At 44.1% G+C, this 26,357-nt stretch carries 22 protein-coding genes; 13 read left to right on the forward strand and 9 right to left on the reverse strand.

Annotation, left to right across the window (positions count from 1 at the left end; genetic code table 11):
• Positions 1 to 102 precede the first annotated feature (102 nt).
• Entirely contained in the window at positions 103 to 714 is a 612-nt protein-coding gene (locus ACMXYN_RS00515) for a DNA-3-methyladenine glycosylase family protein (protein WP_415893011.1), read from the reverse strand.
• A gap of 299 nt (positions 715 to 1,013) precedes the next feature.
• Here ACMXYN_RS00515 and ada point away from each other — a divergent pair, with 299 nt between their 5' ends.
• On the forward strand, positions 1,014 to 2,096 hold the full coding sequence (ada, locus tag ACMXYN_RS00520; RefSeq protein WP_415893012.1) for a bifunctional DNA-binding transcriptional regulator/O6-methylguanine-DNA methyltransferase Ada: 1,083 nt from the start codon (positions 1,014 to 1,016) through the stop codon (positions 2,094 to 2,096).
• A gap of 42 nt (positions 2,097 to 2,138) precedes the next feature.
• Here ada and ACMXYN_RS00525 read toward each other — a convergent pair whose 3' ends face one another.
• The 3 genes from ACMXYN_RS00525 to ACMXYN_RS00535 form a co-directional block, all read right to left on the reverse strand.
• Entirely contained in the window at positions 2,139 to 2,735 is a 597-nt protein-coding gene (locus ACMXYN_RS00525) for a hypothetical protein (protein ID WP_415893013.1), read from the reverse strand.
• A gap of 10 nt (positions 2,736 to 2,745) precedes the next feature.
• Positions 2,746 to 3,393, reverse strand: a complete 648-nt coding sequence (locus tag ACMXYN_RS00530) for a HupE/UreJ family protein (protein ID WP_415894514.1) — start codon at positions 3,391 to 3,393, stop codon at positions 2,746 to 2,748.
• A 143-nt stretch (positions 3,394 to 3,536) separates the two neighbouring features.
• Positions 3,537 to 3,923: a hypothetical protein gene (locus ACMXYN_RS00535; protein ID WP_415893014.1), complete on the reverse strand. Its 387-nt coding sequence runs from the start codon at positions 3,921 to 3,923 to the stop codon at positions 3,537 to 3,539.
• A gap of 182 nt (positions 3,924 to 4,105) precedes the next feature.
• Between ACMXYN_RS00535 and ACMXYN_RS00540 the strand changes: the two genes are divergently transcribed.
• Positions 4,106 to 4,732: a PepSY-associated TM helix domain-containing protein gene (locus tag ACMXYN_RS00540; protein WP_415893015.1), complete on the forward strand. Its 627-nt coding sequence runs from the start codon at positions 4,106 to 4,108 to the stop codon at positions 4,730 to 4,732.
• 306 nt (positions 4,733 to 5,038) lie between these two features.
• On the forward strand, positions 5,039 to 5,800 hold the full coding sequence (locus ACMXYN_RS00545; RefSeq protein WP_415893016.1) for an SDR family oxidoreductase: 762 nt from the start codon (positions 5,039 to 5,041) through the stop codon (positions 5,798 to 5,800).
• Positions 5,801 to 5,833: 33 nt separating this feature from the next.
• On the opposite strand, the gene ACMXYN_RS00550 is transcribed toward ACMXYN_RS00545, so the two are convergent.
• The 4 genes from ACMXYN_RS00550 to ACMXYN_RS00565 all read right to left on the reverse strand — a co-directional run bounded on the left by ACMXYN_RS00550 (position 5,834) and on the right by ACMXYN_RS00565 (position 11,210).
• Positions 5,834 to 7,855, reverse strand: coding sequence for an ATP-binding protein (locus tag ACMXYN_RS00550; protein WP_415893017.1), 2,022 nt, complete (start codon positions 7,853 to 7,855; stop codon positions 5,834 to 5,836).
• Between the two features lie 11 nt (positions 7,856 to 7,866).
• Positions 7,867 to 8,841, reverse strand: coding sequence for an ABC transporter substrate-binding protein (locus ACMXYN_RS00555; protein WP_415893018.1), 975 nt, complete (start codon positions 8,839 to 8,841; stop codon positions 7,867 to 7,869).
• Positions 8,842 to 8,954: 113 nt separating this feature from the next.
• The gene (locus ACMXYN_RS00560) at positions 8,955 to 9,416 is read right to left on the reverse strand and encodes a methyltransferase family protein (protein ID WP_415893019.1); all 462 of its coding nucleotides are present in this window, start codon (positions 9,414 to 9,416) and stop codon (positions 8,955 to 8,957) included.
• A gap of 138 nt (positions 9,417 to 9,554) precedes the next feature.
• Positions 9,555 to 11,210 (reverse strand): electron transfer flavoprotein-ubiquinone oxidoreductase, encoded by a 1,656-nt coding sequence (locus ACMXYN_RS00565; RefSeq protein WP_415893020.1) that lies wholly within the window; start codon positions 11,208 to 11,210, stop codon positions 9,555 to 9,557.
• A 343-nt stretch (positions 11,211 to 11,553) separates the two neighbouring features.
• Between ACMXYN_RS00565 and ACMXYN_RS00570 the strand changes: the two genes are divergently transcribed.
• Both ACMXYN_RS00570 and ACMXYN_RS00575 read left to right on the forward strand, forming a co-directional pair.
• Positions 11,554 to 12,303, forward strand: coding sequence for an electron transfer flavoprotein subunit beta/FixA family protein (locus tag ACMXYN_RS00570; RefSeq protein ID WP_415893021.1), 750 nt, complete (start codon positions 11,554 to 11,556; stop codon positions 12,301 to 12,303).
• A gap of 11 nt (positions 12,304 to 12,314) precedes the next feature.
• On the forward strand, positions 12,315 to 13,250 hold the full coding sequence (locus ACMXYN_RS00575) for an electron transfer flavoprotein subunit alpha/FixB family protein (protein WP_415893022.1): 936 nt from the start codon (positions 12,315 to 12,317) through the stop codon (positions 13,248 to 13,250).
• A gap of 73 nt (positions 13,251 to 13,323) precedes the next feature.
• Here ACMXYN_RS00575 and ACMXYN_RS00580 read toward each other — a convergent pair whose 3' ends face one another.
• Positions 13,324 to 15,054 carry an ATP-binding protein gene (locus tag ACMXYN_RS00580; RefSeq protein WP_415893023.1) on the reverse strand — a complete coding sequence of 577 codons (1,731 nt, stop codon included), beginning with the start codon at positions 15,052 to 15,054 and terminating at the stop codon, positions 13,324 to 13,326.
• Positions 15,055 to 15,254: 200 nt separating this feature from the next.
• Here ACMXYN_RS00580 and ACMXYN_RS00585 point away from each other — a divergent pair, with 200 nt between their 5' ends.
• The 8 genes from ACMXYN_RS00585 (at position 15,255) to ACMXYN_RS00620 (ending at position 26,356) form a co-directional block, all read left to right on the forward strand.
• A complete protein-coding gene (locus ACMXYN_RS00585) occupies positions 15,255 to 17,030 on the forward strand; it encodes a putative bifunctional diguanylate cyclase/phosphodiesterase (RefSeq protein ID WP_415893024.1) in 1,776 nt (591 codons plus the stop codon).
• Between the two features lie 616 nt (positions 17,031 to 17,646).
• A complete protein-coding gene (locus ACMXYN_RS00590; RefSeq protein WP_415893025.1) occupies positions 17,647 to 18,648 on the forward strand; it encodes a sugar transferase in 1,002 nt (333 codons plus the stop codon).
• 12 nt (positions 18,649 to 18,660) lie between these two features.
• Positions 18,661 to 19,185 (forward strand): hypothetical protein, encoded by a 525-nt coding sequence (locus tag ACMXYN_RS00595; protein WP_415893026.1) that lies wholly within the window; start codon positions 18,661 to 18,663, stop codon positions 19,183 to 19,185.
• Positions 19,186 to 19,290: 105 nt separating this feature from the next.
• Complete coding sequence (locus tag ACMXYN_RS00600) at positions 19,291 to 20,688, forward strand: hypothetical protein (protein ID WP_415893027.1); 1,398 nt, start codon at positions 19,291 to 19,293, stop codon at positions 20,686 to 20,688.
• Positions 20,689 to 20,867: 179 nt separating this feature from the next.
• Positions 20,868 to 22,517 (forward strand): hypothetical protein, encoded by a 1,650-nt coding sequence (locus ACMXYN_RS00605; protein WP_415893028.1) that lies wholly within the window; start codon positions 20,868 to 20,870, stop codon positions 22,515 to 22,517.
• 2 nt (positions 22,518 to 22,519) lie between these two features.
• A complete protein-coding gene (locus ACMXYN_RS00610; RefSeq protein WP_415893029.1) occupies positions 22,520 to 23,740 on the forward strand; it encodes a polysaccharide deacetylase family protein in 1,221 nt (406 codons plus the stop codon).
• Positions 23,740 to 25,131, forward strand: a complete 1,392-nt coding sequence (locus ACMXYN_RS00615; protein WP_415893030.1) for an O-antigen ligase family protein — start codon at positions 23,740 to 23,742, stop codon at positions 25,129 to 25,131. The genes ACMXYN_RS00610 and ACMXYN_RS00615 overlap by 1 nt, the downstream gene beginning before the upstream one ends.
• A gap of 4 nt (positions 25,132 to 25,135) precedes the next feature.
• The gene (locus tag ACMXYN_RS00620; RefSeq protein ID WP_415893031.1) at positions 25,136 to 26,356 is read left to right on the forward strand and encodes a glycosyltransferase family 4 protein; all 1,221 of its coding nucleotides are present in this window, start codon (positions 25,136 to 25,138) and stop codon (positions 26,354 to 26,356) included.
• Position 26,357 lies beyond the last annotated feature (1 nt).

Genomic DNA, 26,357 nt, shown 5'->3' on the forward strand with positions numbered 1-26,357 from the left:
CCTGGATGACTCATCCGAGATTGTAGAACGTTATAAAGGGGCCGTGTAGGTCCCTTTTCTACGAAATCGGTTGAGAGCGAATTAGCGTGGATAATCCCGAGATTAGATAGGCGGGCCGTGGTAGTAATGCCATAGAAATAGCGAACCCACGCTTCGCCAAGGAGCCCAGTGTTCAACCATATCCCTTGCTTGTTTGGATGTAGGTTTATCTGGGAGCCTTTTCAGACGACCCAATGCAACCTGAATGGCGAGATCATCGGCCGGAAATATATCCGAGCGTTTTAAAGAGAACATCAGATAGATTTCTGCGCTCCAACGTCCAAAACCGCGTAGATTGGTGATGGCTGCAATCGCGGCTTTATCATCCAGTGCATCTAAACCCTCGATATCAAAATTGCCGGTATTCACAGCATCGGCCAAGCCTTTAGCGTATTCAATTTTGCGCCAGGATAAGCCTGCGTCACGTAAAGCTTGATCATCAATATTCAATAACTCTGAAGCAGTGACCTCCGGCATTAGAGCTGTGACGCGCTCTAAAATTGCTTGAGCAGCTTTGGTCGATATTTGCTGGCTTACGATGGCAGATAGGAAGGTTTCGAATCCCTTAGGACGATGTCGTACCGGAGGTGGCCCCAATTGTGTTGCGGCGCGTTTAATATCAGGGTCGAGTAGAGCCAACGCTTGCATTCCACGAGCAATGTCTTGCTCATTCATATCATGTACCACTTAAAAGGAGATTAATCTCAGAGTTATAGGTGCCTGTCGCTTGTGGGTAAGTCTAGTGCAATGAGCGCTATGTCCGAAAATAACTAACTGCTATGCAAGCGTCGAGGAATCAGATGAGTGGTTAAAATAGTAGGGGCGACAAATAAATACCATCCGATTTTTGCGCCGTATCTTTTTAAACTGTTATCAACCCTAACTTACTTATATTCCTTAGCAATAAACGGATGGAAACCGCCTTAAAAGTGGGTTTTTATTGTTATATCTAAACGCTAATCAAGAGCTGAATTATGTCGATGCCATCAGAACAGGAAATGATCGAGGCCGTAGCAGCGCGAGATAAATCTCGTGATGGCGATTTCTATTATGGTGTTATCACTACCGGTGTATTCTGCCAGCCATCCTGTTCATCACGCTCCGCTAAGCCAGAGAATTTAAGATTCTTCCCTGATATCGAAGCAGCCATGCGAGCTGGATTTCGGCCTTGTAAACGCTGCCTGTCTTTAGGCGAAAAGTCTGGGACATCTAGGCTCATTGAGGTAGCTCGGCATATAGAAACCCACGCCGAAGAACAGCTGACGCTGGCTAGTTTGGCTGAACTTGTCGGGCTGTCTGCCTCTAGACTACAAAGAGTGTTCAAAAGCGCCTTTGGCATTTCACCCAAAGCTTACCAAGATGCCGTTCGAATGCGTCGGTTTAAGAGCTCCTTAAAACAGGGTGATAGTGTGACGGATGCTATTTTCTCGTCCGGTTTTGGGTCGGTCAGCCGTGTTTATGGTGAAGCGACCCGAAATATAGGTATGGCACCAAAAGCATACAGGGCGGGAGGCGCAGGGGAGGATATCTCATACGCTTGCCGCGACTCTGTGCTGGGTCAGATGATGATGGCTGCTACTGATAAAGGAGTCTGCTTCGTACAGTTTGACGATGATGAAGCGTCATTACTTTCTAAGCTCGAAGACGAGTTTCCGAATGCCAGTCTGACCCCCTCCACATCCCAAGAAACGCCTGCACTTGATGCATGGATGGAAGCATTAGATCAGCATCTGAGTAACGGTGTTCCTAGACCCGACTTACCACTCGATATGCGCGGTACCGCTTTTCAGATGAAGGTATGGAAATTCCTATTGAGTGTGCGAGAGGGAGAGGTGCTAAGCTACAGTGAGTTGGCTGCACAAATAGATAAGCCCAAAGCGTTTCGGGCGGTTGCTTCCGCGTGTGCAAAAAACCGAATAGGTATTCTGATCCCTTGCCACCGTGTATTAAGAGGAGATGGTAGCCTCGGCGGATACCGTTGGGGATTGGAGCGAAAAAGGGCTTTGCTAGATGCGGAAAGGGAAAGGAAAACGAGAGAGACGGTATCGAGTAAATAATCAAAAAGAGGGCCGCATTGCGGCCCTCGCTTTATTGATCTGTTATGGCATATAAAGCTCGCCATAGAAACCATGGGTATTCAGCGTAATCGTGACCGGAGCGTCACTTGTATTTTGCCAATACCAGCCATGGGTTCCTTTGAATGGCGCGGTGAAATTACCACTCGCTTGCTGTTGGTTTTTGCCAATCCAATAGCTAGTAAATTCATCTTTACCTGCATTGGGTACTTCCCCGTGCATATCGAAGTAAACCGAGCCACCTTCTGCAATCCAGGTAAACACAAAGTTATCACCGGTGTTCATCGGGGATTTTATTTCGGCTCCTTGTCGAGGCATCAACGTTATTTTCATCGTATCACTACGCGGTTCTGTTTCGCCTTTCCAGAGCGGATTTTCAATGCTTACAGCATTGTTAGCCTGCGATGCTTCCTCGGGCACTTCTGGCTCGGTTGCATGCGCTTGGCTAAGCACATTCAAACCCAAAACCTTGCCCATACCTGTTGGGTCTACGCCATATTCAGCAGGAAGAATGGTGGTGACTAGAATGACGGTGCCCGCTACAAACGCTGCAATAGTCGCTTTGATAAGGCTCTTTGTTGACGGTAATCCGTCTTTATTAATGTTTGAAATATCGTTCATGATGAAATTCCTATGCAGTAACCCAATAGCCCGTTAATTGAAAACCAATGAGCATAAAGCCCAGTGTCATTAGGACTGCATTGGTAACGAATGCGTGTTGATTAAACGAAGGTGATTTTCGCCAGAAGTTCATGGCGATCAGAATACCTGCCAAAGCCAACATTTGGCCGATTTCCACGCCGACATTGAAAGCGATTATGTTTGCCACTAGACCATCTTCCGACAGCGTGAAGTCTTGTAGTTTTGTTGCCAGACCAAAGCCGTGGAAGAAACCGAAAATAAGAACAGCAGCCTTTGTGTTTGGCTGAAAACCGAACCATCTTCGAAATGCGCCAAGGTTATCAAGTGCCTTATACACAACGGACAAACCGATAATCGCATCAACGATATAGGGGTTTACGTGGGTTTCGCTGAGCACCCCGTAAAGCAGGGTTACACTGTGCCCGACAGCGAATAATGTTACGTAGATGGCAACATCCTTCATTCTGAATAGAAAGAAGATGACACCAAATAGGAACAGTAAGTGATCGTAGCCCGTGACCATGTGCTTGGCACCCAAATAAATAAAGGGTAACAAATGCATGCCACTGGCACTTTCGATAAACACAGCATCACCTTCGGCGACACCATGAGCAAAAGCTTGTGTAGATAGCCCCATGCTAACAAGCACCACTAGAACCGTAGCCACAGAGATAAGGCTACCTTTCCAGAAGGAATGTAGGGCAGATGAAAAGCCTGGATTCATACCAGTACTCCATTCAAAGTTAATACAGATTTTAGTGCGCTATGCGCGTTCGATATCTAACCTAAATTGCGCCGTGGAGGGCGATATAGGTCTCTTTGATAGGGTGGTAAGGTATTTAAAGTAAGCGTTGGGTAAGTACTTCTAGCATCAACCTGAGGGCGTTCAGGGTATGCGATGATAAATACTTGGTGATCGAGCGCCATGACCGTATGGATAAAGGGATGATCGTCTTCGGAAATGCCGGAAGATTCATCGTGCATGTGGTCGAGAGCTGGTGGATGGTAGTGCCCATGCTCTAAAGCGACTTGCCAAGGGTCAGCCTCAGGAGCGCTATCGTGCTGAGATATTTGAACTGCCCAACTCGCGCGGCACAACGTCGCCACTAGCAGTAAAGCGATTACTGCTATGCGTGTTACGTTAGATGTCAGGCCTTGGCGTATCATTGACGGTTCAAACACCGGTGAAATTGAATTATCTCGATTCTATCGAAGTTGCTTAAGTAAATAAATTATCCACTCGGTCTAACTTAATATGCTCCTTTCTTGGCAGCAGGGTGAACTGGATAGAAACAACGATCTGGCTCCATTACTATATGCGCTTTAGCAATATTAGAGGCCATAGTTGAGTGACTAAGAAGGGTTGGGCTCGGTTTGATAAGATAATGCGGTGGATTCATCTGTATATCGCATTATTTTTGGCGCCTTGGTTGTTAATGTACGCGACCAGTGCGTTTTTTCTAAACCACAATGATTGGTTTCGAGACCTATTCCATGTCATTCCTCCCGGATGGGCGATCGTTCAGGAGCAGGATCTCAAACCCTCTGAGATCTCTTCCAGTACGCCGCAACTCACAGTGCAAAATCTGCTGACCAGACTCGATCTAAAAGGCGATTACCAACTACTGGCAGAGTCCAATAACCGTCAATTGGTCATCTTGCGTTATTCTGGTGCCGGTAACTACCGTATTACTTGGCAGAGTGCGCAGGGCAAAGCTGTAGTTGAGCGGTATGTGCCATCATCAATGTACGGCTTTTTACACCATCTGCATTTTAAATCTGGATTTGAAAGGGAGCAGGTTGCTTCGGATATATGGGCGATAATTGTCGATTTTGTCGCTATTTCCATATGGATATGGGTTATTTCGGGTCTGTATTTATGGATTCGAAGACGAAAGAAGCAGAATGTCGATATTTTGATTTTTGGTTCTGGTATCACTGCCTTCATAGTATTGGCTATTTTGTTGTATCAGTAGAGGGTAATGTTTTATCAAAGTTAAGAAGTGCATCACCGATAAGTAAGTATCTACAGTGCTTTAATTTTTCATTACAGCCATAAAGTCATGTTCTAGCAAGCAACGGGTCCAGCTATTGACCGCTTTTTCCAGCTTTTCCCCGTTCTTATCCGCTATTTTCCTGAATTACATTTTGTTAGGGTTTTCCCTTATAAAGTTCTCGTAATATCTCTCGAAACAAGCTATAAATGAGGTTATAAAAACAACAGAAGTAGATGGTATTACCTATATTTAATCAGGTAGGGCCATATTTTTGGAGATTCGGGTATGCAGGTTAAAAACAGTGTTTTTGTTATCACCGGTGGTGGTCGTGGTTTAGGGCGCGCAATGGCGGAGAACCTAGCAAAGCAGGGTGGTAAGTTGGCACTGATCGATTTGGATCAAGGCAATTTGGATGAAGCGGTTGCTGCATGTTCAGAATTTGGCGGAGAGTCGCGTGGTTATGTGTGCAATATCACCGATGAGTCTGCGGTTGAGCAAACCTTTAAACAGATCGTAGCTGACTTTGGCGAGATTAATGGCTTGGTCAATAACGCCGGTCTAATGCGCGATGGCATGCTGATCAAAGTGAAAGATGGCGAGCTGCAATCGAAGATGAGCCTTGAGCAGTTCCAGTCGGTGGTTGAGGTTAATATGACCGGTACCTTTCTCTGTGGTCGAGAAGCAGCGGCTGCGATGGCAACTCAAGGGACAGGTGGCGTTATTGTAAATATCTCCTCAGTGTCCCGTGCCGGTAATATGGGCCAGACTAACTATTCCGCCACTAAAGCAGCTGTTGCTACGATGGTAACGAGTTGGGCGGGTGAACTAGCGCGCCATAAGATCCGCGTTGGCGGTATCGCACCGGGTGTGATTGCCACAGAGATGACGGCTCAAATGAAGCCAGAAGCGATCGAACGTATGGTCGCTGCTGTGCCTGTACGCCGCTTAGGTGAAGTGGAAGAGATGGCGCATACACTTCAATACATTATTGAGAACGAGTTCTTTACCGGTCGTATCGTTGAGATGGACGGCGGTCTACGCATCTAATCAGTAGGAGTGATGAGGCTTAAATTAGCCTCATCACTCGTCTTCGATCAGTTCACTTTCGCAGGCGTTTTTGAAACTCAAGGTAAAGCTAAAGCTACTACCTTCATCTGGCGTACTGTTGATCTCTAGTTCTCCACCCATCATCTCGATTAATTGCTTGCTGATAGATAGGTTCAGCCCGTGTCCGGTCTGCGTGCTAAAGGCAGATGCGCTATCGTTGCCGGCGATGTTAAACAGGGTTTTGATCTTCTCTGCATCCATTCCTATACCGGTATCACGAATAGAAAACTCAAATTGTGACAGCGCGTTGCTACTGGCTTGCTGCGAAACACTCAAGATCACAGAGCCTTGGGTGGTAAATCTAAGGGCGTTATCGAGGAAAATATTCAGAATCTGCAATAAGCGCTTGGAATCACCAAACAGAGATGTGTTGATCACTTTTGTTTTCAGTTTAAGTTGTAGGCCTTTTCCTTGGGCTGCGGGCTTGTTGTGGTCGATCGCTTCGTTGGCCAGTGACTCAAGGTTAAATCGAATCGGGTTCAGATGTGCTCTACCGGACTCTATTTCGGAGTAATCGACAAGATTTTCGATCACTTTTAGTAGGTTTTCAGCCGAGTGATGAATCACGCTAAGCACAGCCACTGGGTCTTGGATCTGGCTGTTCTGAGCATTTTGCTCGGTTAGGGTGATGATCGCATTTAACGGTGTGTGGATCTCATGACTGATGTTTGACAGGAATTGCGATTTAGACTGACTGATCTGCGCCAGCTCTTGCGCCTTAATCGCAATTTCATGATTGGATCTCTGCAGGTCTGCTGTCCTTTCTCTAACAGCCGCCTCCAGGTTGGAGCGGATGCTGATATCTTCTAGCGAAATAATCAGAGAAGGAATCAGCGTACTGATAAATTGTTGCTCTTCGATACTGATACTGACCGGTGCTTTTGACAGTATCTCGATAGAGCCAACGAGCTCTTTACCGTGGCGTAGCGGGATGTTGATCAGATTACCTTGCAGTTTTTCCTCAGAATGCGAGGTCTTGCTATGTATCTGAGCATCCCGAACCAATATCTCAATTTTTCCAGCCTGACGGTAAGACTCTTCAATAACCGGTGTATCAGAAGCCTCTAGGCTCGGAGATTTATTGGTATTGTGATGGTAGTAAGAGATATATAACGCCGAAGAAGATAAACACGGAATCGCTTCAGAGATTACATTGGATACTGCGGCGAAAGAGTCTTGTTTCTCTTTGCTCTCTTTCATTTCCGTTACGCCGCGGAGCAGTAAAAGTGCCAGCTTGTGAGATCTATCGAGGTTCTGGTTCAGCTCGTTCAGTTGGTCAGACGATTCCGCTAAACGGGTGGTCATGGCGTTGATACTTTGCTCGAGCACCTTCAACTCATCATGACGTTTTCTCGGAATGGTGATGTCAGATTTGCTGAGCTTATCAAAAGTTAAATTCTGTAAGGCACTACTAAGATGCTCAATGGGACGTATCAGCGTAGGACGCACGATATAAAGGAAAATAGCCCACAACGCGGTTGTTTTGATGATGGCGTTAATAATGATGAGGGCAAAGCCCGCTTGTACCTTGGTAAGTACGACGTCGGAGCTGGAGTAAAACACTGCTCGACCTACTGCTGCCTCTTCATTCTCCTTGGTGTAAACAATGGAGAACTCGTGTTCCAATAATTGAGTGGGTAAAATCCCGCTAGATTGTTCAGCTAGATTATCGGGGGTTAAACCCTCAGCAGAGATAAGCGAATCGCCTAAATCATAAATCTGTAAGCCAACGATAGAGGGGAGTTTCACTATACCCGGTGTAATCGTTTTGGTACGTTCCAGATCTAAATCCCAAAGGGAATCGGCCAGCGGTTCTTCAAACGAGCTTTGATAAAGCTGCAGATCCTGCATCACCGAAGATTTCACGTTGAAGTATTCGGTTGCCATGTGAGCCAGCGTCACAATGGCGGCGATAATGATATAGATCGAAAAAACCAGCTTGATCAGATTGAAGCCGATTGAATCCTTGATTGGTATGGCGTTATCACCCTTCATCATTGATCCTTTTATTGTTCAATCTGACAGTGAGGAGGAATCCATTCGGACCAGACCATCTGGTTGTCGGCCATCCATTTATCAGCCGCTGCTTCGTAACTCAGACCATCAACATCAGCCATAGAGGCTAACTCGGCAATCATGGCGTTGCTGAAGTTGATGTTTTGTAAGGTTTCATAAGCGCAAGGCCAAGTTTCGGGCATACCTTTCCAAGCGACTTTTTTAAGCCAACCTTTTTTCGGGTTGCCGCAATCGTGCAGGAAGCGCGGGTTGGTTCCCCAACCGGGTTTAGTTTCGCAGTCGGGATGATAGTCTGGAAATTCAATAAAGCGGCCTGGGTATTTGGCTTCCACCCAGTTGGGAGTCCAGTTAAACAAAACGATAGGGCGCTGTTCGATAGCAGCGCGTTTTAGCTCGACCCAAAGGTCATCACCTTGCTCAACGGTAATCGCTTTAAAATCCATGCCGAGTGCGCGGATGCGGGCGGCATCAGGTTTCTCCCACGGACCACCTAGATACATCCCTTGAGGGGCTGTGCGTGGATCAACAAAAAGATTGGAGCATTTTTTTAGCGCCTGCCAATCCGGTAGGCCCGGACATAATTCTTCGACATACAGCGGATACCACCACTCTTCTCGGGTGATAGCATCATGGGTGCCGGCATCCACTATAGCTCCTGCATCGATCATACGCTGGAACATCTTGGACATAGTGCCTTCCCAGACTTCGACCTGTATGTGGCTCAAGCCTAGTTTGAGTGAGCCCCACTGGGCATTACTGGTTTTGTTTACGTAACCGACGTTATAGCCCATCGATTGCAGTACCTGACCCGTTACTCGAGCAAGCACTAACTGGCTGGTCCAGTCGTTCAGCAATACTTGAATAGGTTTGTCTGATTCCGGCACAGCTGGCTTGTTAGCTGATGTCAGGGGCGCAAAGATAAGTATCAAAAGCGCAGCAATCCATTTATGGCAACGCAGGGTCATAAAATCTTTCTCTGTCTTTATGTACGAAATTTAAACAGTAGTAATGTTCAGGCAGGTTTAACCTAGCGGGCTAACCTCTTGTAAATGTAGCAGTATTTCCAGAAGGCGCCAGCTTACAGCCAGCGTCGAACTTGCTGAGTGTAGGTCTTGTAGCTATCACCAAATAGTGCGGTGAGCGCTTGCTCTTCGGGTTGGATCTGAAACTTGTTCATATACAGGATAAAGCCAACCGAACAGAGCAATGAAGCGGGGTTGGCAAGGTAAACTGCCCAGCTTAAAAGTAGGCACATCAAACCTACATACATAGGGTTGCGTGTGTATTGGAATATGCCTGTGGTGACTAATGCAGAGCTTGCTTCTGGTGTGGTTGGATTCACGGTTGTTTGAACTTTACGAAATGAAATAACACCGGCTAAACCAAACACTAAACCGATCAGAATAATGGCTACTGCAATGGGAATGCGAAGTTCAGTTTGTATCGAAAGGAAAGGCAGTAATTTGGCGCAAAGCCACATCAAGCCTGCAAAGATTAATACCAGTGCGACAGGTGGAATTTTCAGTTCGAGCTTTAGCATATGGCTTCTCAGGTTGTGAAATCCTAGGTTTAGTATCACCTAATATAAACAATCTGGGAATTATCTTGAGCTAAAAAAATCCGGGGCTTCGATGGATGACGCCCCAGATTTCCACAACTTTACGAGAAGGTTGCGAGGTTACATGTTTGGATAGTTTGGTCCACCCATGCCCTCTGGTGTAACCCATCTGATATTTTGTGCCGGATCCTTAATATCGCAGGTCTTACAGTGTAGGCAGTTCTGCGAGTTGATCTGGAAGCGCTGACCACCATTTTCTTCATCATCCACCACTTCATATACCCCTGCAGGGCAGTAACGTTGTGCTGGTTCTGCAAAGGTTAACAAGTTTGTCCCTAGTGGAATGCTGCTATCCATTAATTGCAGATGGCATGGTTGGTCTTCCTCGTGGTTGGTATTGGAGAGGAATACCGAGGAGAGTTTGTCGAAGCTCAGTTTGCCATCAGGTTTAGGGTATTCGATTGGCGTAAAGTTACTCGCCGGTTGTAACTGAGCGTGGTCTTCGTGGTCATCATGCAGGGTAATAGGCAACTTTCCGGCGAAGATATTCTGATCTACATAGTTGAACGCACCGCCCATAATGGCACCAAACTTATGCATCGCAGGACCAAAGTTGCGGGAGCGGAACAGCTCATCGTATAGCCAAGATTGCTCGAATAGATCCTGATAACGCTCAAGGTCTGTACCGCCAGAACAACCCGACGCCACCGCTTCAAAAATGGCTTCAGCACCAAGCATGCCGGATTTCATTGCCGTGTGAGTGCCTTTGATTTTACTGAAGTTAAGTGTGCCGGCATTACAACCAACTAACAAACCTCCTGGGAAGTTCATTTTTGGCAGAGAGTTAAAGCCGCCTTTAGTAATCGCACGAGCACCATAAGAGACGCGTGTACCGCCGTCTAAATGTTTCTTTAGTACTGGATGATGTTTCAGGCGCTGGAACTCATCAAACGGACTGATATGTGGGTTGGCGTAGTTAAGGTCTACGATTAAGCCGGCAACTACTTGGTTGTTATCCGTGTGATAAAGGAAGAAACCGCCGCTGGTATCTTTATCTAGCGGCCAGCCCGAACCATGAACAACTAAGCCTGGTTGATGCTGTTCGGCTGGGATATCCCATAGCTCTTTGATACCAATGCCGTAGTGTTGCGCATCTGCCTCTTGGTTTAGATCAAACTTGTTGATCAACTCTTTGCCTAAGTGACCACGGCAACCTTCGGACAAGACGGTGTATTTAGCGTGTAGCTCCATACCCGGCATGTAGCTGTCTTTCTGTTCGCCGGTTTCAGTTAGGCCCATATCACCTGTGGCAATACCGCGTACGCTGCCATCGGCATTGTAAAGAATCTCAGAAGCTGCGAAACCTGGGAAAATCTCTACGCCTAGTTCTTCAGCGCGTTCGGCTAACCAACGGCAGACATTACCTAAGCTAACAATGTAGTTGCCTTGGTTGTGCATCGTTTTTGGCACAAAGGCATTAGGGATTTTGCTACCGTTGTCGCCATCCTTAAGCAGGTAAACCTCATCTTCCGTCACTTCTGTCGTGAGCGGGGCGCCTTGCTCTTTCCAATTAGGGAATAGCTCATCTAGGGCGCGGGTTTCCATAATGGCGCCGGACAGAATATGGGCGCCTACTTCAGAGCCTTTTTCGACTACACATACGGTTAGCTCTTGCTCTTTATCCTGCGCTAATTGCATCAATCTGCAAGCAGTTGATAAGCCTGCAGGGCCTGCTCCTACGATGACTACATCAAATTCCATCGACTCTCTTGTCATGTCGATCTCCCCTCATAGTTGGTTGAGGAATCTGCGTTATTCTGCCGCTCTCTAGTGATTCCACTTAGTTATGTGAGACTGCTCTATAAAAAGAGGACTCGTTTATTGAGGGGTATTATATAGGTGTTTTCCCTAATAAATAAATAGCCTGATTATTAGCCTATAGGAGGGTTTAATAAAATTTAGGGGTGTTTGCTTATTATTTTTAAATGAGTATTATTAGGGAAAATACCTATTGTGCTGAGGCGAATTGCCTACGTCGCCGAAATGAGCGCATATTTAGAGATAAGCAAAACAGAGTGTGTGAAGCGCTCTTACAACTAAAACTAAAAGGTCTTTGCTGATGAAGGTACTTGTAACCGTTAAACGTGTTATCGACTACAACGTCAAAGTACGTGTTAAGTCGGACAATACAGATGTTGATTTGGCCAACGTGAAAATGGCTTTGAATCCATTTTGTGAAATTGCTGTCGAAGAAGCAGTGCGCTTAAAAGAAGCGGGTACAGCTTCAGAAATTGTTGTGGTGTCTATTGGCCCTAAAGCCTGCCAGGAGCAGATTCGTACGGCGCTAGCGCTAGGTGCAGACCGTGGTATTCAGATTGAAACTGAAGATATGCCAGAGTCACTTAACGTGGCGAAGTTGCTGGCGAAAGTGATCGATGAAGAACAGCCTGGCCTTGTGATTATGGGTAAACAGGCGATCGATTCAGATAACAACCAGACCGGCCAGATGTTGGCTGCGCTAACTGATATGCCACAAGGAACCTTCGCTTCTGTAGTTAAGATTGAAGGTGACAAGGTTAACGTGACCCGTGAAGTTGATGGCGGTTTACAGACGGTTGCACTGAACATGCCTGCAATTGTGACCACCGACCTACGCTTGAATGAGCCTCGCTATGCTTCTCTGCCAAATATCATGAAGGCTAAACGTAAGCCTTTAGATGTTAAAACGCCGGCAGACCTAGGTGTTGAGCTGAAAGCACATACCAAATTGTTAAAAGTGACGCCGCCTGCTGAACGTCAGGCTGGTATCAAAGTATCCAGTGTTGATGAGCTGGTGGAAAAACTTAAAAACGAAGCGAAAGTACTTTAAGGAGCGGCGACATGGCGATTTTAATTATTGCAGAACATGACAATAGCGCTCTAAAGGGAGCGACGTTAAACGCAGTGACAGCTGCATCTCAGATGGGTAGCGATCTACATCTCCTAGTTGCTGGTGCGAACTGTAGCGATGTAGCCGAGGCTGCTGCGCAAGTAGCCGGTGTTGAGAAAGTTTTGTTGGCAGACAATGCCGCTTACGAACATCAGCTGGCTGAAAATATGGGTAAGTTGGTTGCTGAAATCGGTAAGGATTACAGCCATATCGTTGCGCCCGCAACGACTACAGGTAAAAACTTTATGCCGCGTGTGGCTGCACTTTTAGATGTAGCGCAGATCTCTGATATTACGGCTGTTGAGTCTGATAATACCTTCCAACGTCCAATCTATGCCGGCAATGCGATCGCAACGGTTGAATCTAGTGACCCGGTAAAAGTTATCACTGTTCGGGGTACTGCATTTGATGCTGCGGCATCTGAGGGGGGAAGTGCTTCTACTGAGAGTATTTCAGCAGTACACGACAGTGGTATCTCTAGCTTTGTTGGCGAAGAGATGGCGCAATCTGACCGCCCAGAACTTACAGCTGCAGAGGTCATCATCTCTGGTGGTCGTGGTATGGGTAACGGTGAAAACTTTGCCATGTTGGAAAAAGTTGCAGATAAACTGGGTGCCGCAGTCGGTGCATCCCGTGCTGCAGTAGATGCAGGCTTTGTACCGAACGATATGCAGGTGGGTCAAACCGGTAAGATCGTTGCGCCAGAGCTTTATATTGCTGTAGGTATCTCCGGTGCGATCCAGCACTTGGCGGGTATGAAAGATTCGAAAATTATTGTGGCAATCAACAAAGATGAAGAAGCGCCAATCTTCTCTGTTGCCGATTACGGCTTAGTGGCAGACCTATTTGATGCCGTTCCTGAGTTAGAGCAAAAGTTATCTAGTTAGGATAAATAATCTTCTACGTGTGAATTACCTCTTTTTCACTCTACGTTTGCCGGTACCGTTGGTACCGGCTTTTTTATGCCTGCGGTTCTATACCATCGTGAATTTCAGGTGCTTTTATCGGCAGCTCTAAAATAAAGGTGGTGCCTGTATCAAAGCTACTGTTAACCCGGATCGTGCCACCTAAAACGTGATTCACGATTGAATAAACAATGCTTAAACCTAAACCGGAGTTCCCTTGCCCTAGGGAGGTGGTAAAGAACGGATCAAACACTTGGCCTAGGTATTTTGATGGGATGCCGCAGCCGTTATCTGCCACTTTAAGAATCAGATTGCCGTCACTCTTTGCAAAGTTAATGGTGACCTCCAGTGGGTCCGCCTGTTTAGATCCATGGATAAAGGCGTTGTTGATTAGGTGTACTAATGCCTGCGCTAGCGGAGCAGGGTAAGTCTCCATAGACAATGCGCTATCGCCTGTGACTGAGATGGTGAGCTCTTCGTCAGCTAAGTCATTGGTGGCGATCACGGTCGAATCTTCAATGATCTCGGCGATATTGATCTGTTGTCGGTGTTCTTGGCTCTGATGAGCGGAGATCTGCCTAAAGTTACTAAGCAAGGTGACGGCACGTCTGAGCGCTTCTGCCTCTAGCTCCAAGGAATCTTGACTGTCGCTGAGGAAATTGAGTAACGCTTGTTTGGTTAAGGCATCATTTCCGATCAGCTTTTCTAGCTGGTCAATCTGTTCCTTAAGGGTGCTGCTCAAGGTAATGGCCATACCTAAAGGCGTGTTTATCTCATGGGCAACGCCGCTCACTATGGAGTTAAGCGCGGCCATCTTTTCAGTTTGTACGAGCTGTTTTTGAGTACGGGTGAGGCGATCAACCGTTTCTTCGAGAGAAGCTTTGGCGCTGGATAGAGATTGAGTGCGTTCTCTGACTTGGCGCTTTAACGTAATAATGGACGCTAATGCTAAGCAGGCTAAAACGAACGCGGCTCCAAAGCCAAACTGATAGTAGATCTGGTTAAGTTTATCTTCTGTAAGATAGACCATGTTATATCCAGACCACTGCTGATTAAGGCTAGCGAGGGTACCCTCTTTTTCCATCAGTTCTATGCCTTTTTGTAGCTGTTGGACCAGATCGGTATCGCTTTTTCTGACTCCCATATGGGTCGCTTTAGTAGCGATTGGGGTGGGTGCAAACTTAATCCCTTTTAGTTTATTTTTTTGAATCACATAAGAACCGACCCATTTAGTGGTAGCTAAGGCATCGATCTCACCTTTCAAAAGTTTTTGGAAACCATCTAGATGGTCATTGATAGTGACCAGTTTTGCTTGGCTTTGGGTCTCTATTATTTTGCGAGGAAAGCCGCCTTTAGATACGCCTGTTTTGATCCCTTTGAGATCTTCCAAACCATGGATTGTGAGGTTATCACTGCGAAGGAAGAGACTAATTTCAAACTGTAAAAAACTATCAACAAAGGCGTAATCTTTAACACGGTCAGGGTTGGGGCTGAAAACGGTCAGAACATCGGCTCTACCTTCTAACACGGCTTGCTGCGCTTGCTTCCAATTCATCAGGTTGTATTCAACTTTGCGGTTTAGCGCTTTCGAATATTCCTCAAGAAAAGAGGCAAAAATCCCCCGTGGTTTGCCATCTTCTAGCCACTCAATCGGTGGGTAATCTTTATCTCCAACAAAGCGAATGGTGGGTTGTTCGCTGTCAGGTCCAAAGGTGATTTGCGCAATAGATAGCTGGGAGAAAAGAAAGAGCATTCCAGCAAATAGCATCTGATAAGTGACACGCATCAATATTTTATATCTCTAAATTAAATACTCTGTTTATTGAGTATAGGAAGACTTGGATTAGATGCCATGGATGAATTCACATCAATAGTGTTGTTCTAAGACCTGCTCAATCCACTACAACAAAATGTGGTCGTGGAACTGAAGTGTGTTAAGCTCGGATAGCGCTCAAAGTTAACATTGGAAGTATTGAGGTAACGCAGTTGTCCGAAGATGTATCAGATCTGGTCAGGGAAAATACGCAGCTGCGTCAGCGTATTCAGTATCTTGAGAAAATCGAGCAGTCTCTTAGGGAAACTGAAACGCGCTATGCTTTGGCGATGAAAGGTGCGAATGAGGGGCTGTGGGATTGGGATCCTGTCAGTAAAGAGCTCTACCTTTCCGCACGTTTATTAAGTACCATCGGCATGGGCAAAGACACCATTAAGACCACCTCAAGTGAGTGGCTACAATGGGTGCATGCGGATGATCGCGAACGCTATCAACAAGTGCTTTGCCGCCATTTAAAAGGCGAAACCGAATTTTTCCGTTGTGAATATCGTGTAAAGAATAACAATGGAGGTTATTTCTGGGTCCTTGCTCATGGTTTAGCGCTGAGAAATGAGAACAATGTTGCTTACCGCATGGTGGGCTCGATTGGTGATATCACCGAGCGTAAGAATTACGAATCCAAACTTCTCCATCAAGCCACTTATGATCACCTCACCGGTTTGCCTAACCGTGTATTGGCGATGGATCGACTCTCACAAGCGCTAACGCGTGCCAATAAAAATCAAACCTCGGTCGGGATTCTATTCGTAGATCTAGATAATTTTAAAAAGATTAACGATACCTTAGGGCATGAAGTGGGAGATCAGCATCTTCAAGAGATCAGTCGACGCTTAGGCTACTGTGTTCATGGTGACGATACCATTGCGCGTTTGGGTGGTGATGAGTTTTTAGTCATCTTGCCAGATCGTAAAGCCCACGATGAAATCTCGGATATATGTGAGCGGATTTTAAGAACGGCAGTGCAGCCAGTGCTGATCAATGGCTATGAATTATCTACATCGGCGAGTATTGGTATCACTGTTGCGCCTAAAGATGGTCAAGACCCTGTTGCCCTGCTGCGTAATGCTGATGCAGCGATGTATAAAGCTAAGGCCGTAGGTAAGGATGCTTTCCGTTTTTATACACGGGAGATGGAGCATGAAACGGTGTTTAAATTCACCATGGAATCTTATCTCCGCCGTGCACTTTCACAAAATCAGCTCAGCCTGAGCTATCAAAGTATTATTGATGCTGCCAGCGGGAAAATTATAGGAGCTGAAGCTCTATTGCGTTGGTCATGTCCAGAATATGGCCATGTATCCCCCGATCAGTTTATCCCATTGGCAGAAGAATCTGGCTTGATTGTCCCCATTGGTGATTGGGTACTTGAGCAAGCCTGTAAACAAGCGGCTAAGTGGGCTGATCTTATGGGAGAACCGTTCAAAATTGCCGTGAACGTGGCTTTTCCGCAGTTCCGTGACGGCCATTTGGAATACACGGTTAAGCGTGTACTCCGTGAAACAGGTTTGCAGCCTGAGGCACTCGAGCTCGAGCTTACGGAGCGTCTCCTCATGGAGGATGAGCGCGGCTGTGGTGAAGCATTAAAGCACCTCAGCGAAATGGGCGTTCAGCTTTCGATTGATGATTTCGGCACCGGCTATTCAGCTCTTAATTATCTGCAAAAGTTCCCTGTAGATACCTTAAAGATCGATCGTAGCTTTACCGCTGAACTTAGAGTTACACCTGAAAGTCCTGCGCTTATCTCCGGTATTATTCAGATGGCTCACGCTCTAGGGCTTAAAGTGGTTGGGGAAGGTGTGGAGCTTGCTGACCAGCGAGATTTCTTACAGCAAAAATCCTGCGATTATTTTCAGGGTTATCTGTTCTCTAAGCCCTTGCCCGCTGAGCACTTTATTGAATTGCTGCAAAGCGAATTAGAGAAGAGTTAGTCCGGCTTATATTTGAAGGATTTAATCAACGGTAAAGCTTTTTGGTTACATGTTGGTAATTCTAATTTACTCCCCATCACTGATGTTCCACCTTATTTTATCGTTTTATTTTAAGCATGTTTGTAGCTGCTTTATTTCCTTCAATGCTGTGCAGTGTCTGTAAATGAGATTGATAGTGTGAACGGTGGTTTACAAGAGAGCAAAGTTTGAACTGATTTGGGGCTTTGTTTAGAATGCAAGATAGTTACTTTCGTGGAACTTTTTATCGCATTGCATAGTAGTGTGGTGGACGGATTTGAAACTGATAAGGGAATTGGGTGTGATTAAAAAGTAGTAAATAACTTCTCTTTTCATCATTTCTTAATACAAAGTCTCTAGTGTTTTTTGTAGGAAAATGACGCTGATAGCGTTGATTAATGACACTAAATAGCGCATCATTCGCGCCAAAATCACTCGGTTAGTTGCTGTAAATACTGTATTGGTCAAACGTATCGTCTGATTTTGCTTGAAAATTTTTTAGTGGAACAGTAGTTGCATATCTTCTCAAGGGTATGGTTTGGCGATGGTCATCTATGAATGATGGGTATTGTTACGAAATAATTAAGGATGATGATTAATGAGCATCTTAACAGAGCCGCCTGGCTATAAAGTTACCAATACATTTCTATATAGGTTATGGAATTTTAGCCTAGCTTTAGTGCTATTTATCATGGCTTTGCCCTTCTTTATTGTTATTAGTTTTCTATTGCTTATTACTCAAGGGCCTTCGATTTTTTATTCTGGTCCTCGATACGGACAAGACCGTAAATTATACAATATGTATAAATTTCGGACTTTAAAAAAAGAAGCATCTCAATTCACAAAAGATCGCTTAATGACAACTAGAACGAATCTAGAAACGCCTTTGGGCAAGGTGCTTCGTCGTTCTCGGTTAGATGAATTACCGCAGATATTGAATGTGCTTCGTGGAGATATGAATCTCATTGGCCCCCGTCCGGTTCGTCCTGAAATGTTCGATGTTATTCAAAAAGATATTCCTAATTACGGTGTTCGTTTCCAAGTAAAGCCTGGGATTGTTGGTGTAGCCCAAAGTTTGTTGCCTCATAGTGCTCCAAAACTGCTTAGGCATCGACTCAATTTAGTCTTGTTGAAGAAAGAAACTCGTTTTATCAGTGAACTTATATTTCTGGCGCGTAATGCGTTGGCAATATTCACGACTGTGTTCCAGATTTTCCTAGAGGTCGTTCTTCACGTAAAATCCAAACGTATTAAAAATCGACGTAGCACAGAACGTGTTTACATGAAAAATGCATCGATCCGCCTTAGGGATGACAAAGGAGTTATCGCTGAAGGAATGGTGATTGATGTAAATGATGAAGCTTTTTCATTCGAAACGACGCAGATGCTTCAGCCGGATACCTATGAATTAGATATTGAACTGGGTTGCGGCAAACGAATTTCTACAATATGCGTCGTGAAAGATCCTGCTGAATGTGAGCCGGTTCCTGGAAGTAATGCGTCACATAAGCGACGTTATATAGCATTTTTTGAATTTAGAACTACGTTCGAGAGCTATCGTGTCGAACATCACGTCCTGAAGAAGGCGTTAATTTCTTAGAGAGAGTTTATTTTGAAAAGTGGTGACGAGAGCAAACAGGTTGATAGTGATGATAATAATCGGTTGCTTGCCAGCGCTTTTAACAAAGATGAGCTTGAGTATTTTGATGCTGAGCAAAAGGAAATAATTGGAACGGCATTAGCTCGAAAATTTAGTGCTAAGCATAAGATTGATATTCGCTTTACTATTAAGTTTTTCAAAAAACAGATCTATATAGTACTGCTGTCTGGTAAGGAAAGAAGGCCTTCGGCAAGGCTTCAGAGAGAGCGAATTTTAAGGCCGATAACAACCACGCTAAATTTGGCTGTTATTAGTGCAATTGCGATAATGTTTACTGTCAACATACTTGCTGGAGCGTATGTTGTTAAGCGGGCTCTTAGTATTGATTTAATTCCGTTTGCTGATGTTACACCGGATGAAAAATTCACGGATTGGTTTAAATCTATTCGCTCCTACAGTCGTGAATTGCAAGGGAAAGAGCCTGAAGGAGAAAGCGCTGCTCCGTTAGAAGATGAAGAGAAGAGTGAGGATCGATAGCATTTAGTTCGGTTGTTTCATGCTGAGCTAAACGTACTGTTCCCAGTTTTTTCTTTAATTTTGGTTTTGGGACATAGGCTACACAGTGTAAAAGGGATGTTGATAATGCTTAAATTATTTTTAGCTGTGGTAGCTATTTGCTTCCTACAAGCTCATTTTTTTACTTCTCAAGCGAAAGCAGAGACATTTGACCTTAAACAAATGTCCGTGCCTGTGAGTAACTCCTTAGGCTTAGCTTTTCCAGGTAATGACGCAAAGAATTATCACTACGTCCAAAAAGCAGGTATTGGAGTTGTTCGTTTATCTGTATCTTGGAAACACGTTCAATCTCAAAGTGGGCGCTTTAATTGGGATGGGCTTGATAGTCGTATCATTACGCTCCAAAAATTAGGTTTGGAGCCTTTCCTAACATTCGAATCCAACGCTAAATGGGCAACAACCAAAGCGACTCATGTTGTTGGAAATGCCTTACCTAAAAACAATGTTCAGTGGATTCGTTTCATCGAAGCTGTTGTAGAGCGTTATAACTATGATGGTCAAAATGATGCTCCAGGCCTTAAAAAGCCTGTTATCTATTATCAAGCGGCCAATGAGTGGATTAGTAATAAAAACCGTTCAGGCGGCTGGGCGTCCTCTACTCAGAATCTAGTTAATTACATAAATTCTGCTTACGAAACGGTAAAAAAGACAGATCCTAATGCGGTGTTTGTATTAGGGGGCTTGGCAGCTTTTAATCTCGATGTGATGCTTTTAGCAGAAGGGATGGCTCGGTTTGACGTTTTGCAACGCTGGAATGAAAAATCCAGTACCAAATATACTATTCGAGAAGCCAAGGCAGCCAAGGTTGTTAATATCATTAACAATCATGTCAGAACTGTGCTTAAGCAAAGTAAGTATGATATGGCAGATGTTCATCTTTATGGGCCTGTTTCTCGAGATGGTCTGCGTATTAATCTGATTGCCAATGAATCTAGCTTATCTGTAGAAAAGATAGTCTCAACAGAATGCGGTGGTCCGTCATTAGACTACAACGATAACTATAAGCCTGAAGATCATTTTTATGCGGTTCTTCATAGAAACCTAAATGTTTTATCTCAAGGCTCAAAATTTTGCTTATGGTTTGGGTTAGGAGAGGCAATGGTTACTACGTGGGGTAACCGTAAGGTTCCTTTATTCGATAAAAGCCGAAAGGCAAAGCCTGGTTATTATGGATATAAATTTTTAGCTTATCTGTTTGATGGAGAAGACGTGAAAGTACAATCTTTAGGAGATGAGTTAAAACATGGCTATAAGATCTCTTACCCTAACCGGAAACATGCAGCGCCTATATTTGTTGGTGATTACAAGGCTCAAAACTTTTTAAAGAAAAAAGCTGGATTAAAAAGGTTTGATGCATTGTGTATAAATAATGTGGCGAAAGGGAATGGTATTATTCGGCGTAATATTAATTCTTTAGAATGCAGCAGCGGAGTAGTGGCAATTAGCGCAAATCTACCTAATTGACAGTAGTTGTCATTAAGGTGTGCATTAATCCAGTGTAGGTGCTTATGGTAAAGCTAAAGTGTACAATCTCGCTGGCAATTTTTTGAACAATTTGTTGAAAATCTGAGCTCGTTACTTAGATTTTTACGTAACTTAAAAACGTACTCAAATTCCTTTATGAGAGCAGGAAAGGACTCATCGTGATCACACATTACCTTGAATTATTTAAGTTTTATCGCAAGTTTATTCTGACAGGGACCCTTGCTACAGGTGGACTTGTATTCTTGCTGAGTGTGTTTGTTTTGGTGGCGAGCCCTCTTTATAAAGGTGTTGCTACTATAACAATGCAGCCTACAGAAGCTGAGCTTGCTTATACTCAGGGGTGGTTAGGTGTCAGCCAATTTAACCCAGCAGCTATCCTGACTCAAACCCATACAGAGCAGTTGTTAAGTCGCCCTGTCGCTGAAAAAGCGTTGAGTTTGTTGCTTCAGCAAGAATTAGCGAAAGGGGTTGAAGAAACGGGTATTAAAGGCTTTTTCAAAAAAGCAGGTCGAGCTGCTAAGCGCCTATTTTGGAGAACGTGGAATACCTTAAACTACGGTAAACACATTCCTCTATCAGAAAGCGAAGAACTGCTGGTAACTTTAATGGAAGCTACAGATATTGAGGTTGTAGAAGGTTCCTACATCATTAATATCGAAGTTCTGTATAAAGATCCGGTTATTGCCTCCAAAGTTGCAAACATTCTTGCAGAAGCATACGTAAAGCAGACTAAAGATGATTATAAAGAACAGGCAGCTGGATTGCGTGAGTCATTACAGTTAATCCTAACGCAAAAGGAACTTGAGCTGTCTAAGTCTGTAGAAGCCGATATCATCAAGCGAAAAGAACTTGGTATTTCAGATATAACATTTGAACGTGAAGCACTTCTTTCTAGCCGCGACCGTGAAGTAGAAAAGCGTGCTGATGATGAAATTACTCTAAATGAATTAAACAACAAAGTTGCCAGTCTTAAGCGCAGTAAACGTAAACTTACGCGTCGTGATTTAATCGATAAAATTGAAAGTGATCTTATTCTTAGTGAGTCTGAAAGAATTGGCATTGTTTCCAGAATTAAAAATCGAGCAAAAATCATAGAAGAATATGATCAACGTTTGATTGCTTTGCAGAAGCACGAAAAAGGATTTAGAGATACTCAGCAAAAGCAAACCGAATTAAAGGCTGATGTTGAAGATTTGCGTCGTCGCATGGTCACAGTGTCTTTGGCTGGTAATACTGGCCTGTCACAGGTGCGTATGATTAGTCCTTCTATTGCGCCGTTATACCCTTGGTTCCCTAAAGTATTTTTATTCTCTGTAGCTGCAGTTATCACTGGTTTCATTATTATGACTCTCGTTGTCGTGGTAATTGATACAACGACAACTCGTATTCTTACAACTGATGTATTGAGAACCTCTGTTGGGACTCGTGTACTTGGGTTGTTAGGAGCTAAAGTGGCGGTCGATGATGAGTTTAAGCAGCGTTTAATCCAAAGAATCTCCTTGATGGGGGGATGGAGTAGCGGCTCGATCGGCGTTACAGCGATAGGGGATCAGCGTTTAGTTGATGAAATGGCTACTACGGTTGAAGAAATATTTGGTCATGCTGAACCAGTAATAGAAAGTAATGTAGAGCGTTTACCTGTTGTTAATAGCCGCTTTGCAGCTGATGAGCTTGGTGTAGGGCAGAGACCAATAGTGTGTGTGCTAAGACCAGGTGAAGTAGAGCAAGATGAGTTGCTGCAATTAGTTGAACTAGCGCAACAGAAGAGTGGACAGGATAAGTTATTGTTCGTGCTGTGGCGTGACTAATTATGATCGCACGTCAGAAAAAACGTAACTTAATAGTCGTTACGTGGCTATTAACAGTAGCGTTGTGTGTTGCTGGAATTAGTTTGTCTTACTTTTACAGTGAAGGCGCATTGCTGATTTCAGTAGTGACTGGTATTTGCTTAGTCATATTGGCTTTATTTGATCGTGTAATGCGCAGCTCGGGGGGAGTGCCAGTCCTCATTTATCATAGTGTTTCTGATGATCCATCGTGGTTACCTTGGGCTTGGGGTACATCAATAACCGTTCAAGCGTTTAGGCAGCAGTTAGATGTCTTGAAAGAAAAAAACTACAGTGTATTGAGTACCTCTGAACTTTATCGGATAAAGGAAAAAGGAGAGCAGCTGCCTGATAAGCCAGTTGTTCTTCATTTTGATGATGGATACCTAGATAACTTTGTTGCAGCGGCTCCTCTGCTGAAAGAATATCAAATCCCTGCAAGTTTCTATGTTTCGACGGGGTTTATCGACCCTAGTTCGGACATACGTTCCGTATTGAAGAGCGATGAAGGCGTTCAATGGCATGGATATATGAATTGTGCCGAGTTGAAAACGTTGGATAGTGATCCATTATTCGAGATTGAGTCTCATGGTGTCAGTCACGGAAAAATTGTAGTTAGCGACAGCAAAATTGGTGTTCTAACAGAACATAATTGGCGATTTTATAGCTGGCTTGATTGGTCAAAAGGGAAGACTACACATAATTGGTATCAAAATACTGCTTTGAAATGCTTAGCTATTGGGGATTCTATACCTGAATGTGATTCTGAATTAACAGGTAAAAAGTGGAATAACGGAACCCAAGAATTAGATACTGAATATGAAAGCCGTGTAAAGGAATTGCTCCGTGATTCTAAGCAACAGTTAGAGGCTATCCTTGGTCGGGACGTTACTCAATTCTGCTGGCCTTTCGATAGAGTTACCCCCCAGTCTCATGCCATAGCACTGGATGTAGGTTATAAGCTTACTACAGGGGGCAAAGGCTCTAACCTCGTACACGAGCCTTATGATGTAGTTAGCCGTATACATGCTTGTGACTATGGTTGGGGTTGGCGATGGCCTTGGGGTGAGCAGTTATTGTTTCACGCAAAGCTGCGCTTGTTTCAAGGAAATCTGTATTGGCTATTTTTGGTATCGCCTGCCAACAAGTTACGTAAGATCAGGCATAAATGGTCACCAATTTCTTATGTTGGAGGGCAAAGCTAATGACTCGTTTCTCTCCAATGCTTCTAGGCATCGCATGCTTAATTGCTTTGCTTCTTGCTCCCATAATTATTGGTTCTGGATTAATCGTCCATCCTCTAGCTCCTTTTTTGATCCCAATAGGTGCAGCAGCAGTGATTATCATTTTGCTGTACCCGTTTTTCGGTTTGTTTTTGCTTGTGCTATTTGCGCAGTTAGATGCTTTGGCAAATCTAATTTTTTCTGCTCTACCAGTTTCCGGGGTCAAAGTACTAGCGTTATTGACTCTTGCTGGCGTTATTATCAATCTCAAAAAGGAAAGGGATACGATTAAAGAGCTCCTAAAAGAGCCTGCAGTGATTGCAATGTTCTTCTTTTGTCTCTTTATGGGGCTTTCATTCTTCTGGGCTGAAAACATGGAATATGCTGTTTGGTCCGTCAGAAGAATGGCAAGTTTGATGCTTTTATTTGTCTTAACCATTGTATTGGTTAAAACCACAAAGCATCTTAAATACCTTCTTTATTGTTTAGCTATTGCAGCACTGATGTCATCAGTTTTGGTGATATTTGATTCGACTGTAGGTGGAAATATTCTTTCTAGCTCTGATGCTGCTACGACCGCTAAGTGGGAAGGCGTTTCAAGGTCTTCAGGTGGATCAGATTACAATCCGACTACTGCAGCAACAATGCTACTGACGGGTACTCTGCTGGCTGCAATTCTATTTATTGAGCTTCCAAAACTTAGATTTTTTATGTTTATGGCTACGCTCCTCGGAACTGCTGGTATCGTCCTTTCCTTTGCTCGAAGTGCTGCTTTGGTATATGCGATTGTCGGAATTTGGATTGCTTGGAGGTATCGTCATCATAAAGTGTTCCCTCTTGCCTGCTATTTGGGCTTCTTCTTATGCCTAGCAGCTTTGCCTTTTATTCCCGAGCAATACTGGGAGCGTTTAGCTACCTTGGTTGGTGGTGGCTCTGATTGGACCTTAGGGCGACGTTTAGGTTACAACCTTATTGGTGTTGATTTGCTAGTCCAAAATCCGCTTTTAGGTGTCGGACCGGGTAACTTCAAAGAGTACTATGTCTCCACAGAATATAGATTTGTACCCGGGCGTACTCCTCTTCCTAGACAGTTACACAACATGTATTTATCAGTAGCTGTAGAGTTCGGTTTAATCGCATTCTCTTGTTTGATGTTTGTTATTCTGAGGGGATTGCGTGGATTACGTACAATTGCGAACACAGATGTAGAGAACGATGAATTTACCTCATTAGTTCGTGCTTTGTTTATCTGCTTTATTGCTTATTTGATGGCAAGTGTCTTCGTGCCTAATGAGTACAACAAATATACATGGATCTTGGCTGGCTTATCTATTGCTGCACTAAGGATTCGTCAGAAAGAAAGTAAAACGTGATTTTATGAATATTGGAATTTTAGTTACGGATTTTCCAAAGATAACGGAAACATTTGTCTTAAGAAATATCCACACCTATATGCAAAAAGGACATGATGTTACGGTTTTTCACCTTAAACCTTATAGGGAAGGTGAAAAGGTTCATAAATTTGCAAATGAAATTATTAAGAGGGGATATTATCAGCCTTTCTTAATGAGCTTTTATCTGCTGTCTACTTTTTTATCGGTCTGTATCAAAAAACCGCACAAGGTAATATCTGTTGTTAAACAGATTTTTAAAGCGGGAGGCTCTGACTGGAAATTTATTCTCCATAACCTTGCTGTATTACCTAAGTCTGTAGCCTATGGCCTTGAATCCAGAAGGCGAGGTATTACGCATCTCCATGCTGAATTTGCTGGTATTCCAGCGGCTTCTGCTTGGATGATTTATAAAATTTTTGGGATAAATTACAGTTTTAGCTGCCATGCCCATGACATTTTTATCACTCAGAAACTTTTGAAGAGCAAAGTTTCTGATGCGGATTTTGTTCGCGTCATTAGTGAATATAACCGAGAGTTTCTACTGGATCATGTTGGTGAGCATTTTAAAGAAAAATTTCAGGTTATTCGTTGTGGCGCAGATCTTCTTTCAATCCAAGAAAGTGAAAATGAGCGTCAGAATGTCTTTGAAATAAGCTATGTGGGATCTCTAATTGAGCGTAAAGGCGTTGATAATCTGCTACTAGCGCTATCTAGAATAGATCCAACAATTGAGTGGTCATGTCGAATTATTGGCGATGGTAGTGAAAGGCATGATCTTGAAGCATTAGCATTTGAATTAGGTATATCGGAAAAAGTTGATTTTAAGGGAGGGCAGACTTTTGAAGAAATTGCTGACTCTTATCGGCGATCTAATTTAGTCGTTGTTCCCAGCATTGTCGGGCCGGAAGGTCGATGTGAGGGTATTCCTGTTGTGATTATGGAGGCGTTAGCTTTTGGTTGCCCTGTGATTGCTACCGATGTTTCAGGTATCCCTGAGTTAATTGAAGACGGTATAACCGGTTTTGGTGTAAAGCCTGGAGATGTCGTTGGATTAACCCAAAAGATTGAATGGATAGAGGCAAACTATGCGGCTGCATTAGAAATTGCTAAGAACGGAAAGGCAAGAGTACACGAGCAGTATGATGTTATGAAAAACTCGCAGCAGCTCCTTGATGCAATGCTAGCTTCAGAGAAGGTAAATTAGA

The sequence above is a fragment of the Neptuniibacter sp. PT8_73 genome (genome assembly GCF_047778045.1).
In the GTDB taxonomy this organism is placed as follows: Bacteria; Pseudomonadota; Gammaproteobacteria; order Pseudomonadales; family Balneatricaceae; genus Neptuniibacter.